Source organism: Empedobacter sp. UBA5528 (genome assembly GCF_002426075.1).
Lineage (GTDB): Bacteria > Bacteroidota > Bacteroidia > Flavobacteriales > Weeksellaceae > Empedobacter > Empedobacter falsenii_B.
This window is the reverse complement of the sequence record NZ_DINY01000023.1, coordinates 86644-101593: the sequence shown is the minus strand read 5'-3', so window position 1 is coordinate 101593 and position 14950 is coordinate 86644. Positions and strand designations below refer to the sequence as shown.

The window sequence follows — 14950 nt, the reverse complement described above, 5'->3', positions numbered from 1 at the left end:
GCATTTTAAAAAATAAAGCAAACAATTAAATACAACTATGGACAGAAGAAATTTTATTAAATCGACTGCTGCAGCATCTACGGTAGCATTAGTATCACCAGATTCATTATTTGATTTTTCATCAAAAATTGAAAAGGTGAAAGTAGGAATTGTTGGCTGTGGAATGAGAGGGCAGGTACATTTAGATGAGTTATTAAAAAGAAATGATGTAGAAGTTGTTGGGATCGCTGAACCAGATCAACGAATGATTGATCGTTCAAACAAAATTTTTGCAAAACATAATAAAAAACCTGTAGAGTATTTTAAAGGTTTAGATGGATATAAAAAATTATATAAGAATAAGAAAATTCATGCTGTAATTATAGCTACGCCATGGGAATTTCACGCTGAGCAAACAATTGCAGCAATGAATGCGGGTAAAATTGTAGGTTTAGAAGTGTGTGGAGCGATGAATTTACAAGAATGTTGGGATTACGTAGATACATACGAAAAAACGAAAGTTCCTGTATTCATGATGGAGAATTTTTGTTACCGTCGCGATGTTATGGCTGTAATGAATATGGTTCGTAAAGGAATGTTTGGTCAAATTGTTCATGGACAAGGTGGTTACCAACACGATTTAAGAAATGTATTATTTAACGATGGTAAACAACCTTATGGTGGAGGAGTTGAATTTGGAGACAAAGGTTTCTCTGAAGCTGCTTGGCGTACAAATCATTATGTAAAACGTAATGCAGAATTATATCCAACGCATGGTTTAGGACCAATCGGTACAATGATGGATGTTAACCGTGGAAATAGAATTACACATTTAACTTCTATGGCTTCTCGACAAGCTGGTTTAACTGATTATATCGTGAAAAATGGAGGAGCAGATCACCCAAATGCAAAGGTTAAATTCAAACAAGGAGATATCGTTCAAACAATGTTAAAATGTGAGAATGGAGAAACAATCTTATTAACGCACGATACATCTTTACAACGTCCTTATAACTTAGGTTTCCGTATTCAAGGAACTGATGGTATTTGGCAAGATATCGGTTCAGGAGGATTTAGTCAAGGTTTCATTTATTTTGAAGATGAAATGAAACATTCTCACAAATGGGCGAGTTCAGAAGATCATTTAAAAACTTACGATCACCCATATTGGAAAAAATACGAAACTCAGGCAGAAGGAGCAGGACACGGAGGAATGGATTTCTTCTTAATGAATGATTTTATCGAGTGTATCAAAGCAAACAAAGAATTCCCATTCGATGTATACGATTTAGCAACTTGGTATGCAGTAACACCATTAAGTGAAAAATCTATCGAAGGAAACGGTGCTTCTCAAGAAATGCCAGATTTTACAAGAGGAAAATATAAAACAAGAAAACCAGTTTTTGGTACAGAAGATTATGGAATCTAAAACCTTATCATTAGTCATTTTAGCAGGTGGAATGGGAAGCCGCTACAAAGGACAAAAACAAATTGATCCAATTGGACCAAGTAAAGAAACGTTGATGGAATATTCAATTTTCGATGCTTTTTCTTGTGGAATAAAACATTTTGTATTCATTATTAATGAACAATTTAATGCAGAAACTAAAAAATATTTTCAAAATTTAATTGAAAAAAATGGAGGTAAAGTAGAATTTGTTCTTCAAACGACGTATACATCTGTTCCGAGAGGAATTTACGATACAATAGAGAAACGTGAAAAACCTTGGGGAACTGGGCATGCGTTAATGATTACAAAAAATCATTTAAACAATCCATTTATTGTGATTAATGCAGATGATTTTTATGGTCGTAAAGCATTTGAAAAAGCAAGTGAATTGGTTCAAAACGAAAAAATCACTGCAAATACTTATGGTATGGTTGCGTACAAATTGGCCAATACGATTAGCGAAAATGGTTCTGTTTCTCGCGGAGTATGTACTGTAACTAACGGTCATTTGGAGAATGTTGTAGAACGTACAAATATCTATTCTAACGAAAATGGAGAAATTGTTTTCGAAGAAGATGATAACGTTTTACCATTAGATGGAGATACGGCTGTATCGATGAATTTCTTTGTTTTACATCCTTCTATTTTCAGAAAATTAGAAGATAAATTTGAGGAATTTCTTCACGAAAATGCTTCTCAATTGAAAGCAGAATTTTTCTTGCCGAAAGTTGTAAATGATATGATCAAAGAAGATCAATTGGAAGTGATTGTAGAAAAATCGGATGACAATTGGTTCGGAATGACTTATCCAGAAGATAGAGAAGTTGTAGTAAATTCTATTCACAATTTAATCAATGATCAAAAATATCCAAATTCTCTTTGGACATAAAATATAATGGAGAAAATATTAAAACATTATTTCGAAAATATAGATCAAGTTAGTATTAATCCAATCAGTTCTGGTTGGATTAATTCTACTTATGAAGTTGAGTATGAAGGAAAAAAATATATTTTACAAAAAATAAACACGCACGTTTTTCCTCAACCAGAAGTAATTTCGAACAATATTGACATCATTTCTCGCCATCTAAAAGCAAAGAATTATCAAAATTCGGTAATCGAAATTGTAAAAGATTTGCAAGGAAATTTATTAGCAAAAGAAGATAGAGAAACTTGGAGAATGACTTCTTTTATTCCAAATTCTATTTGTTTTGAGAAAGTGGAATCTGCGGAACAAGCGTATGAAGCGGCGAAAACAATTAGTGAATTTCATTCGTATTTGTTAGATGTTAATGTTGATGAAATTTATCCTTCGATTGTCGGGTTTTTAGATTATCATAAACGTGTAAATGATTTCAAAAATGCATTGAAAAATGCTTCAACAGAGCGTTTAGAAGAAACGAAAGAAGAAGTTGCTTATATTTTGGATAATCTGTATCAAGTTGAAAAGTATTTAGAAATAGATTTCCCAAAGCGTGTCGTTCATGCTGATGCTAAAATCAGTAATTTCTTATTTAATAATGATAATCATTCGCAAGCAATCGCTGTGATAGACTGGGATACAATAATGCCAGGGAATATTTTGTGCGATTTTGGAGATATGATTCGTACATACGCAAACCTGAAAGCTGAAGACGATCCTAATCCTGAAAAATTGTTTGAACCTGATTATTATAAAGCGGTTAAAAATGGGTTTTTAGAACATTTAAAATATGATTTACAACCAATAGAGATCGAAAATATGGATTTTGTTGCGTATATTGTGATTTATATTCAGGTGGTTAGATTTTTGGCAGATTATTTAGAAAACGATATTTATTATTCGATTTCTTATCCAAAACAAAATCTAAATCGTACGATTAATCAAATCAATTTATTAAAAGCATTAACAAAATTTCATGAAGAAAATTCGGTTCGAAAAATATAAACCTACAGATTTTAATAACTTTTTTAAACTTGTTCAGGACGACGAAGTGATGAAATATATCTCTGGAAAAGGTTTGAATGAAGAGCAAGCAAATCACAAATTTACATCAATCTTAGAAAAAGGTAGCGTTAACGAAAACCTTGGTTTTTTTAAGGTTTATGACGAAAACGACACACTTTTAGGTGATTGTAAATTGGTGTATAACAAACATATCGAAAATTCACTTGAAATAGGTTATTTATTGAAAAAAGAATTTTGGAGAAAAGGTTTTGGATCAATGATTTGCGAACATTTATTAGCAGAATCAAAAGAAAAATTTCCTGATTTGCAAGTAATGGCTGTCATCGATCCTGATAATGTTGCTTCAAGAAAGTTGTTAGAAAAGTTTAATTTTGAATCGTATTGGAAAGGCATCGAAAATGATTTGCCTACAGAAAAATTGCTTTTAAAAGAGAAATGATACGAGTAAAAGATGTCGCTTTGGCGATGGAAGAAATAGCGCCTTTGGCGTATGCAGAGGATTTTGACAATGTTGGATTGCTAGTTGGTGATTACAATAATGAGGTAACAGAGATCTTGGTAACGTTGGACACAACACCAGAAGTTGTGGAAGAAGCGATTGAGAAAAATTGTAATTTGATTGTGAGTTTTCATCCAATTATTTTTTCTGGTTTAAAGAAATTGAACGGAAAAAATTATGTTGAAAAAGCTGTGATGACAGCAATCAAAAATGGAATTAATATTTATGCAACGCATACAGCTTTAGATAATTCGAAAGTTGGTGTTAATTTCAAAATTTCTGAACAATTATCTTTATTGAATACTAAAATTCTTATTCCAAAGTCTCAAACCATCAAACAATTGATTACTTATGTGCCAACAGAACATGCTGAGCAATTGAAATCTGCGTTGTATGAAGCGGGTGCAGGAAAAATTGGGAATTATGATTCGTGCGGTTTTGCGGTAGAAGGTACTGGAAATTATAGACCAACTGCTGGCGCAAACCCTTTTATTGGTGAAGTTGGTAAGCTAGAAACAGTAAACGAATCGCGAATAGAAGTTGTGATTCCGCAACATTTGGAAGGTGATGTGATGAATGCTTTATTCAAAAATCATCCGTACGAAGAAGTTGCTTATTCTGTTATTTCGTTGAATAATCAAAACAATTATATTGGAATTGGAATGATTGGAGATTTAGAAAATGAAATGGAAGAACTCGATTTTTTCAATTATCTAAAAACTCAAATGAATACACCCGTTATTCGTCACTCGAAATTATTAAACAAAAAAATAAAGAAGGTTGCTGTACTTGGAGGTTCTGGCGCATTTGGAATAAAAAATGCAATTTCGGCTGGAGCGGACATTTATATCACGGCTGATTTGAAATATCACGATTTTTTTACAGCTGAAAATAAGCTTGTTTTGGCAGATATTGGACATTTTGAATCGGAACAGTTTACAAAAAACTTAATAACTTCGTATCTTAAAGAAAAATTTACTAATTTTGTGGTCTTTAATTCTGGAATTAATACCAATCCTGTTAATTATTGTTAACTATGTCTGAAACAAAAAATATCAAAGAACTAAGCGTAGAAGAAAAACTTCGCGCGTTATACGACTTGCAATTAATTGATTCACGTTTAGATGAAATCAGAAACACAAGAGGTGAATTACCTTTAGAAGTTGAAGATTTGAGCGACGATGTTGCACAATTAGAAACGAGAATCCAAAAAATAGTTGACGAAACTAAAGGTTTGGATGAAGAAATTAAATTGAAGAAAGAAGCAATCAAAAATGCTGAAGCTTTAATTAAAAAATACACGAAACAACAAGATAACGTACGAAACAATAGAGAATTTGATGCTTTAGCGAAAGAAGTAGAGTATCAAGGTTTGGAAATTGAGTTATCTGAGAAACGTATTCGTGAGTTTACAGTTAAAATTTCTCAAAAAAATGCACAAGTTGAAGAATTTAATGCAAAATTAAACTCAATGAAAGAGCATTTATCTCACAAACAAGCTGAGTTGGATACAATTGTAAAAGATACAGAAAAAGAAGAAAGTAATTTATTGAAATTATCTTCTGAATATTCTGCTAAAATCGAACAAAGATTATTAGACGCTTACAGCCGTATCAGAAATTCTGTGAAAAATGGTTTAGCTGTTGTTCCTGTACAACGTGGAGCTTCTGCGGGATCTTTCTTTACAATTCCACCACAAAGACAAATGGATATCGCTCAACGTAAAAAAATTATCGCTGACGAACATTCAGGACGTATCTTAGTTGATTTGGAATTAGCTTTAGAAGAGCAAGAAAAAATGGAAATCATTATCAAAGGATAATTTTCTTTGTTAAAAAATATTTTATTTAATATCAAAGTGTTACACGATTGTGTAACACTTTTTTTATGCTAAAACTAGTTGTTGTTATTTTTTAGCACGCTATTTGTAATACTGGCAATATAATTAGTTTGAAAATTTAGAAATTATGAAAAAAATTATATTTTTAGCAATGTTAGCTGTCTCGTCTATCTCATTAACATCTTGTGTGAATAATGATGATGGCTATTATGAACCTGAAATTGTTAATGTTGGACAAATCAATTATGATGGTGTATCATTTCCGCTTCGAAATGCAGTTGTTGCAGATATAAAAAAGGCTGATGGCGGATTTTATTATAGTGTAGAATTATCTACAAATCCAGTTCCTAAGAATGGTAAATTAAATGGAGCTTATTTGTATTTAGAAATTTTCCAAAGAGGTGATTTAAGTTTTAATGGATCTTACGTAACAGAAAATAATGATAGAGGATTGGATTATATCGAATATTATGAAGATCCTATAATGCAAAATTATGTGCCAGTTCTTAATTCTGGAACGTTTGCTTTGTTAGATACAGATTTTTCTTCTGGATCTATTAATCTAAAAAATTATTTTGACCCTTATAACAGAAGTTTATTATCTACAAACTTTGCATTGAGAGTTTCGAATGGTAAAACATTGACTGGTGATTTTGATGGATTATTTGATTTTATCCAATTATACAGCAAATCTGCTAAAGATGCTGTAAGTGCAAAATCTGCATCAACAGAAAGAGTAAAAACAGGAGTGAGAACACCTTCTGCAAGAAAATAAAATTTCAATTCATAGATACAAAAAACTCCGCTAAATATTTAGCGGAGTTTTTTATTGATATACTTTTTTGATTAAGCTTCTACTTCTTTATCACGATTCTTTGGAAAACGGCGATAACCTTTCAAATTAAATCTAAAATCTTTTTTCGTTGGACGAACAATAATACGTAATGATGAATCATTTGTAAAATAATTTTGAGCCCAATTAAAGAAAATAGCCAGTTTGTTGCGAACAGTCAAGATTAACATTAAGTGTAAGAACATCCATGTAAACCATGCCAAACGTCCAGAGAAAGAGAATTTAGGTAAGTCAACAACAGCTTTATGTTTTCCTATTGTAGCCATAGATCCTGGATCTTGATATTCAAATAAAGTTAATTTATCTTCTGATAAACCTTGTCCAATTTTATTGAAATTTTTGGCTAAATTCATAGCTTGATCCCCAGCAACACGTGCTAATTGAGGATGTCCATGAGGATATTTAGGTGTTTCCATACAAGAAATGTCACCAATAGCATATATGTTATCAGTTCCAATAATTTTACTTGTACGATCTACCTTAAAACGGTTACCTCTTTGTAACTCTTCTTGAGACACAGCTCCTTCAGGAATATTTCCTGTAACACCAGCAGACCAAATTAAATTTTTTGTTTTGATTGTGCGTCCGTCAGCTAAGGAAATAGTTTTTCCATCATAATCTGTAACTCGTCCTTCTGTCCAAATATGCACTCCCATATTTGTCAAATATTCGTGAGACTTTTTATGAGCTAAATCAGACATAGGTCCTAATAAATTAGGACTTCCTTCAATCAAATAAATATTCAATTTAGAGAAATCTAAATCTGGATAATCTTTTGGTAGAATGTGTTTTTTCATATGTGCAATTGCACCAGAAAGTTCTACTCCAGTTGGTCCACCACCAACAACAACAATGTTCAAAATTTCTTCTAATTCTTCTTCTGACTCAGCAGAATAAGCACTTTCAAAATTTGTTAACAATCTGTTTTTTAGCGTTAAAGCTTCGTTTGTGGATTTCATTGGGAATGATAATTCCTCAATTTGCTTATTACCAAAGAAATTTGTGGTACATCCCATGGCAATAACCAAATAATCGTAAGAAAAATCTCCGATTGTGGTTTCAACAATATTAGCTTCTTTTTTTATAGCTGTTACTTCAGCTAATCGTACGCTGACATTTTTACTTCCTTGAAATACTTTTCGTATAGGAAACGAAATATCACTAGCGTTTATTCCTGCTGTAGCAACTTGATAAAAAAGAGGTTGAAATTGATGATAGTTATAACGGTCAATAAGTGTAACAGAAAAGTGTGGGTTATTATTTAATTTACGGGCTAATTTAAGTCCGGCAAATCCAGCACCTAAAATGACAATCTTTTTCTTTTCCAAAATTCACTTTTTTGTAAAATTACGAACAAACTAAGAAACAATGAAAGATTTATTAAAAATTATTCTGAACCTTAGATATTTACTATGATATCGGATTGATTATTAGATTTTTTTAAATTTATGTTTTTTGTCAGTTTTAAATAAATTGTTAAAATTATTTGTGATTTCATGTATTTCTAAGCTTTTTTAATTTTGTTGAAAGATTAGAATTTAAACAATTTTTAAGCTGAATCGTTTTAAGAAATCAATCAAATTCACGAATTTTATTCCAAATTAATTAAGTCAAAAAAACAAGTAATGAGCAAATTATTTGAATCAATCAGTATAAATGAATCTATTTCATTAAAAAATAGAATTATTATGTCGCCAATGTGCCAATATTCTTCGGAAGATGGTTTTCCAAATGATTGGCATTTTCAACATTATGTTTCGCGTGCAGTTGGCAATGTTTCGGCGATTATACAAGAAGCTACCGCTGTTATTGCAGATGGTCGAATTTCGTATGGCGATTTAGGAATTTGGAAAGATGAACATATTGAAGTGTATCAAAAATTAACTTCCGAAATTAAAAAATACAATTGTGTTCCTGGGATTCAGTTAGCGCATGCAGGAAGAAAAGCAAGTACAGAAAAGCCTTGGTTGGGACACCATCAAATAAAATCTGACGAAAAAAATGGTTGGAAAACAGTTTCGAGTTCTAATTTACCTTTTAATGAATCGGATGAAATTCCACATCAATTAACAATTTCTGAAATTAAAGATGTTGTAAAAGAATGGGGAAAAGCAACTGAACGCGCGATAAAAGCTGGTTTTGAAATTTTAGAAATTCATGGTGCGCATGGATATTTGGTTCATCAATTTTTGTCGCCTTTAATCAATAATCGAACAGATGAATATGGTGGAAGTTTCGAGAATAGAATTCGTTTTGTGTTGGAAATTGTTGCTGAAATGCAAAAATATATTACAACTCAATCGCTTTGGGTTCGTTTGTCAGCTTCGGATTGGGCGGAAAATGGTTGGAATTTAGAAGAAACAATAGAATTGTGTAAGATTTTAAAACAAAATGGAGTAGAAGTGATTGATGTTTCGTCTGGAGGAGGAGTGAGTCATCAAAAGATTGATGTCAAAAAAAATTATCAAGTTCCATTCGCAAATGAAATTAAAAACCAAGTCGAAATCATTACTGGAGCTGTTGGATTAATTTTTGAGCCAAAACAAGCCGAAGAAATTCTTCAAAATGAAGAAGCAGATTTAATCTTTTTAGGAAGAGAATTATTACGCGATCCATATTTTGCATTACGTGCTGCAAAAGAGTTAGAAGAAGATATAAAGTGGTTGCCACAATATGAAAGAGCAAAAAATAATCATTACGCATAAATTATGTTAGCATTAAAAAAAATCCATCATATTGCAATCATTTGTTCGGATTATCAAAAATCAAAACATTTTTACACAGAAATTTTAGGATTCGAAATTGTGCAAGAAGTTTACCGAAAAGAACGTGATTCTTATAAATTAGATTTAGCTTTGCAAAATTATTACTGCATCGAATTATTTTCTTTTCCTAATCCACCAAAACGTGTTTCTCGACCAGAAGCTTCTGGATTGAGACATATTGCTTTTGCTGTGGAAAATATAGAAAATGAAGTAGAAAAATTAACGCAGTTGAATGTGATGGTAGAGTCAATTCGTGTGGATGAATACACGCAAAAGAAGTTTACTTTTTTTGAAGATCCCGACGGTTTGCCGATAGAATTATACGAAGAATAGAAGAATAAATGGTAAAAAAGAGTTTACTTGCCTTAGCAATGGGAGGTTTAGCCATTGGAATGACGGAATTTTCGATGATGGGAGTTTTAGAAGATTTTGCAAAAGATTTGAATATTTCAATTCCAACAGCAGGGAATTTTATATCAATGTATGCAATGGGCGTAATGGTTGGAGCTCCAACATTGATCATGGCTACAAGTAAATATTCGCCTAAAAAAGTATTAATCTTTTTTATGTTATTGTTTACCATTTTTAACTCACTTTTTGTTATCGCACCAAGTTATAATACCTTATTAATTGCTCGTTTTATGTCTGGTTTACCTCATGGAGCATTCTTCGGTGTAGGATCTGTTGTGGCAGCACAATTAGCAACAAAAGGAAAAGAAGCGCAAGCTATTTCGATTATGTTTGCGGGATTAACGTTTGCGAATTTAGTCGGAGTTCCATTAGGGACGAAATTAGGACAAGTTTTTTCGTGGCGATTAACGTTTGGGATTATTGCAAGTTTAGGATTAATCACAATGTTAGCGATTTCGCTTTGGGTTCCAAATCTTAAAAATACAAACAAAGGAAGTTTAGTAGAGCAATTAAGTTTCTTCAAAAAATGGGAAGCTTGGGTATTAATTGTGATGATTTCTATCGGAACTTCAGGATTATTTGCGTGGATAAGTTACATTTCTCCATTAATGACAAATGTGGCAGATTTACCCAAAACAAAAGTTCCAATTATTATGACCTTGATTGGTCTAGGAATGTTTGTAGGTAATTTTATAGGTGGAAAATTGGCAGATACCATGTCGCCAAATAAAGCTGCAATTATCTCATTTGCTTCGATGGCGATTTGTTTAGTGATTGTTTATTTCACTTCTCACATACAAATAATGGCTTATATTATGTCGTTTATTACGGGATTAATTGCGTTTACAATTGGTTCGCCAATTCAAATGATGTTGATTAATAACGGAAAAGGATCCGAAACTTTAGCCGCAGCAGCTGGTCAAGCAAGTTTTAATATCGGAAATGCTTTAGGTGCATTTTTAGGAGGAATTCCGATTGCAATGGGGTTAGGATTTAATTCGCAATTGTGGGTTGGCTTTATTATGGCTTCGGTAGGATCAATAATTGCAGCAATCTTTTTACAATTAAAATCGAAAAGAGTTTAAAAATATTACTTCAATCATAATCAAAGGATGTTCTACGGAGCATCCTTTTTTAGTTTATATTTGTAACAAATTAAACTCAAATGAATCATTACAAAGCTCTTATTATAGATGATGAACACTTTGCTCAACAAGGGTTAAAGAAAATTATTCAACATGCTTTGCCAGATTTTTTTGTTTCCATTGATACTGCAAATTCTGTAAAAGAAGGCGTTGAAAAAATTAAGGAAAATCAACCAGATATCGTTTTTTTGGATATTCACATGCCAGAGGAATTTGGGTTTAAATTATTTGATTATTTCGATGATATTACGTTTGATGTCATTTTCACAACAGCTCATTCAGACTATATTTTAGAAGCTGTAAATCAATGGGGATGTTTGGGTTATTTGATGAAACCTATTTCAATTTCTGATCTTAAAGTATTATTGAATCGTTTTGTAGAGCGTCAAAATCAAACAAAAATAACGAAAGAGATTATTAATATTGCAGATGATTTTGAAGATGAAGTAGAAACTGATAATCTGAAAGACGTTTTCAAAAATGAGCATGGAATTATATTTATTCCATCTATAACAGAGGTTTTGGTACTGAAAATTGAAAATATTATTTACTGTAAAGCAGATGATAGTTATTGTACAATTTTTACTGAAAAAGAGGCGTACATGGTAACTAAAACGCTGAAAGAGGTAGAAAATTTAATTGATCAAACCAATTTTTTCCGTGTCAATAGATCGTATTTGGTTAATATTAATTTTGCTAAAAAATTTGATAAACGAAACAATTTATTGATTCTGAATTGTCATCCAAAAGATGGTGAATCAAATCTTCCTGTAACTTCTTTGGGGTATAAAATTTTATCGAATGTGGTTGCGTAACTTCATTTTTTTACTTGTTTTATTTCATTGCTCTCATCAACTTTCTGCGCAATATGTTCTGACAAAACAATACACGTACGAAAATGGCTTGCCTGCCAATGAGATTTTGAGTGTTTACAAAGATTCTCGTAAAATCTTGTGGGTTGGAACTCGTTTTGGCGTATTTGTGAAAGACATGGACAATTTCAAAATGATGAAACGCTTCGAGAAAGTACAATACAATAATGTTTGGACAATAATAGAAGATAAGCAATATAATGTTTGGTTCGGAAGTTACGGACAAGGGATATTGAAATTTACTGGTCAACGTTTTGAACAAATTAATACAGCGAAAGGATTAGTTTCGGATCGTGTTCGAAATTTATTTTATTTAGATGATTTAATATATGTTGCTGCGCAAGGTGGCGTTTCGATTATTGATACAAAATCAAAGAAAATTTATAATCCTTCTTTTGAAAAAAATAACAATATTGTGTTCGAAGCGGTATCTTTTTTCGAATATCAAAACAAGGTTTATGTTGCAACAATAGATCATGGTGTTTATGAAGTTCATCGCGATAAGTTGAAGTTGGTCAATCCTTTCAATCGAATTAATTATAGTTTTTTGAATAATAATGATTTGTATTTGTCATCTTCTAAAGGTCTTAATATCATTTCGATAAACGATTTTTTGAATAAAAAATTGAATTTTAAAACCTACGATTTTCCAGTTTTTAGAAATCACAACATTTCAGATAAACGTCATTCTCTTTTATTAGCTGGTTACGAAACGGGTGCAGGAAATGGAATGGTTGCCGAATTAAAGGACAATAAAATAACAGATCAAACAGAAAATTTTAAAATCACTTCGGATTATCCATATCGAGTTTTTAGTAGTAAAACGGATGATTTAATTTATGTTGGAAGTGCTGATAAAGGACTTTTTGAAGTTCATTTTAATCATTTTTTAGATTTTTCAACGATTGATAATAAAAGAGTCATTGAAATTCTAAAAGTTGCGAATACACAATATTTTTTAACACCAGAAGGACTTTATTTTCAAGAGAATAATGTATTCAATAAGCAGATAAAGAGAAATGCTTTTTATCAATATATGCTTCGAAATAAGTCAAAATTCAAAGATTTTTTAAGTCAATCAAATAAAGATTTTTATGAAATTGATTTTGATTTGAAAGAAAAAAATCTTCGTTTTTATAAAATGATTATTCGTCATAATTCGTTTATTATAGCAACTAATTTAGGACTTTTCGAGTTAGATTTTAATGGAGAATTCAAAGATTATTTACCTAATCGAACAAGTCAATTTACATATTTTAATAATCAATTTATTCAGACAAATCCTTTTGGAGGAATTTTGGTTTTTGATGATCTGAATAATCTAAAATATCACGCATATTCAGCTACGCAAGCGAATGTTCCGAAAGATGTTGTTTCGATTTGTCAAAATAAAAAAGCTGTATTTTTTGGTTCTTCTTTGGATGGATTATTCAAGTATGAAAATGGAAATTTTATTTCTTATTTGCAAAATAATCAGTTTAATGAATCTAAAATTAAAATGATAAAATGCGTTGGAGATAATCAGTTGTTGGTTGCAACAGAATTTGCGAAAGTCTATATTTTAGAGGTAAAAGGAGATGAATTAATCACAAAAAAAGTAATCAATATTCGTGAAATTGGCGGGGAAAATATCAGTTCAATTGACATTTTTGGGAACTCAATTCTGATTGGAACCAATCGTAATTTACTCGTTTTCAATAATGGTAAAACATATATGATTGGTAATGAACAAGGTTTTGTAAATAAGGATATACATTCGTCTATTTTTGACGGAAAAACGGCTACAATTGGTGTTGAAAATGGATATTATAAGTTAAATCTTGAGAATTTATTAAAGCAAAAAAATCAGTCGAAAGAGATTATAATTACAAGTTTTAAAATTAATGATCAATCTTTTGGAATAGATAAATTTATGTGGTTTGATTTGATTGATAAAGATTTGAATTTAAAGAATAATGAGAATAATATTACATTAAATTTTGCTGTGGTTGATGCTAATTTTGCTCAAAGTTATAAGTACAGATATCGTGTAAATCCTGATGAAAAGTGGAACGAGTATTTTTATAACCCATCTATTTATTTGCGGAATATACCATATGGTAAATATCGTGTTCAATTAGAAATAACGGATACAAGCAATGGACAAAAACAAATTATTGATTTGGTTTCGTTGAATGTTGACGAACCTTTTTACTTGAATATTTATTTTATTTTGTTGTCAGTCTTAACTTTAGGATTGATTATTTATCGTTATAATACAAATAAAATCAAGACGTTAAATAAATTTAATCAATTAAAAATTAGTCAATTAAATGAAAAAAATACTCAAGAAAATCAACGTTTGCAATTAGAGCGGCAATTAACCGAAACGAAGTTAACAGCTTTACAATCGCAAATGAATCCGCATTTTATTTTCAATGTGCTGAATTCTATTCAGTTTTATATTTTGGATAATGATATTGATAATGCGTTAAATTCGTTGGGACGTTTTTCTCACTTGATTCGTCAGATGTTAAATCTTTCAACAAAAGATGAAATTAGTTTGAAAGACGAAATTGATTTTTTGAAATTATATGTTGAAGTTGAGAATTTTAGATGGAAAAATAAAATAGAATTTGATGTTCAAATTGATAGTCAATTGGATATTTATCGCATCAAAATTCCTCCAATGTTGATTCAACCAATTATCGAAAATTCTTTTGTTCACGCATTTGATCAAAATCATTTACAACCGATTATCAAATTGATTATTCGTGTAAAAATTGATTATTTAGAAATAATCATTGAAGATAATGGAAAGGGAAATACAACACAAATTACGCAAAATAAAACTCACGATTCGAAAGCACTTAAGATAGTTAATGAGCGTTTACAATTGCTTAATCGTAATATTGAAGAAAATATTTTTATAAATTTTCATGAAAAAGGAACAAAAGTTCGAATGATTTTGAAAGTTGATTAAAATTTCACCTGAATAAATTCACAATTCACCTTGCTGAAACGTGAATTAACGAAATCTGAACTCTATTTTAATGATAGATATTATTCAGTATATATATTTGTTGTATCGATTTCAAACTAAGTATTAAACTTTGATGCTTTGTTTTCTAAACCTATGAAGACACCATAAAAGTATCTTAAAAGTTACATTTTTCGACGTGTGAGTCAAAAAATTTTACAACAAGAAG

General features: G+C 30.8%; 13 protein-coding genes. 12 read left to right on the top strand and 1 reads right to left on the bottom strand.

Annotated features, from left to right (window positions below; all coding sequences use genetic code 11):
* Positions 1 to 37: 37 nt before the first annotated feature.
* The 7 genes from B4L98_RS04495 to B4L98_RS04465 all read left to right on the top strand — a co-directional run bounded on the left by B4L98_RS04495 (position 38) and on the right by B4L98_RS04465 (position 6491).
* A complete protein-coding gene (locus B4L98_RS04495; protein WP_291077637.1) occupies positions 38 to 1408 on the top strand; it encodes a Gfo/Idh/MocA family protein in 1371 nt (456 codons plus the stop codon).
* Positions 1398 to 2318, top strand: coding sequence for a nucleotidyltransferase family protein (locus B4L98_RS04490; protein ID WP_280036182.1), 921 nt, complete (start codon positions 1398 to 1400; stop codon positions 2316 to 2318). Before B4L98_RS04495 ends, B4L98_RS04490 begins: the two co-directional genes overlap by 11 nt.
* A 6-nt stretch (positions 2319 to 2324) precedes the next feature.
* Entirely contained in the window at positions 2325 to 3356 is a 1032-nt protein-coding gene (locus tag B4L98_RS04485) for a phosphotransferase enzyme family protein (RefSeq protein WP_286495205.1), read from the top strand.
* Positions 3328 to 3816 (top strand): GNAT family N-acetyltransferase, encoded by a 489-nt coding sequence (locus tag B4L98_RS04480; protein WP_115000896.1) that lies wholly within the window; start codon positions 3328 to 3330, stop codon positions 3814 to 3816. The genes B4L98_RS04485 and B4L98_RS04480 overlap by 29 nt, the downstream gene beginning before the upstream one ends.
* A complete protein-coding gene (locus B4L98_RS04475) occupies positions 3813 to 4910 on the top strand; it encodes a Nif3-like dinuclear metal center hexameric protein (protein ID WP_409558218.1) in 1098 nt (365 codons plus the stop codon). Before B4L98_RS04480 ends, B4L98_RS04475 begins: the two co-directional genes overlap by 4 nt.
* 2 nt (positions 4911 to 4912) lie before the next feature.
* Positions 4913 to 5698 carry a zinc ribbon domain-containing protein gene (locus B4L98_RS04470; RefSeq protein WP_115000894.1) on the top strand — a complete coding sequence of 262 codons (786 nt, stop codon included), beginning with the start codon at positions 4913 to 4915 and terminating at the stop codon, positions 5696 to 5698.
* 145 nt (positions 5699 to 5843) lie between these two features.
* Positions 5844 to 6491, top strand: coding sequence for a hypothetical protein (locus tag B4L98_RS04465; RefSeq protein ID WP_125349271.1), 648 nt, complete (start codon positions 5844 to 5846; stop codon positions 6489 to 6491).
* Positions 6492 to 6562: 71 nt separating this feature from the next.
* Here B4L98_RS04465 and B4L98_RS04460 read toward each other — a convergent pair whose 3' ends face one another.
* Entirely contained in the window at positions 6563 to 7897 is a 1335-nt protein-coding gene (locus B4L98_RS04460; protein WP_286495204.1) for an NAD(P)/FAD-dependent oxidoreductase, read from the bottom strand.
* Positions 7898 to 8194: 297 nt separating this feature from the next.
* On the opposite strand from B4L98_RS04460, the gene B4L98_RS04455 reads away from it, so the two are divergent.
* The 5 genes from B4L98_RS04455 (at position 8195) to B4L98_RS04435 (ending at position 14724) form a co-directional block, all read left to right on the top strand.
* A complete protein-coding gene (locus B4L98_RS04455; protein ID WP_291049159.1) occupies positions 8195 to 9274 on the top strand; it encodes an NADH:flavin oxidoreductase/NADH oxidase in 1080 nt (359 codons plus the stop codon).
* A gap of 3 nt (positions 9275 to 9277) precedes the next feature.
* On the top strand, positions 9278 to 9667 hold the full coding sequence (locus B4L98_RS04450; protein ID WP_291077634.1) for a VOC family protein: 390 nt from the start codon (positions 9278 to 9280) through the stop codon (positions 9665 to 9667).
* A gap of 8 nt (positions 9668 to 9675) precedes the next feature.
* Positions 9676 to 10830: an MFS transporter gene (locus B4L98_RS04445; RefSeq protein WP_286495202.1), complete on the top strand. Its 1155-nt coding sequence runs from the start codon at positions 9676 to 9678 to the stop codon at positions 10828 to 10830.
* 80 nt (positions 10831 to 10910) lie between these two features.
* A complete protein-coding gene (locus B4L98_RS04440) occupies positions 10911 to 11705 on the top strand; it encodes a LytR/AlgR family response regulator transcription factor (protein WP_221856275.1) in 795 nt (264 codons plus the stop codon).
* The gene (locus B4L98_RS04435; protein ID WP_286495201.1) at positions 11692 to 14724 is read left to right on the top strand and encodes a sensor histidine kinase; all 3033 of its coding nucleotides are present in this window, start codon (positions 11692 to 11694) and stop codon (positions 14722 to 14724) included. The genes B4L98_RS04440 and B4L98_RS04435 overlap by 14 nt, the downstream gene beginning before the upstream one ends.
* Positions 14725 to 14950: the final 226 nt, after the last annotated feature.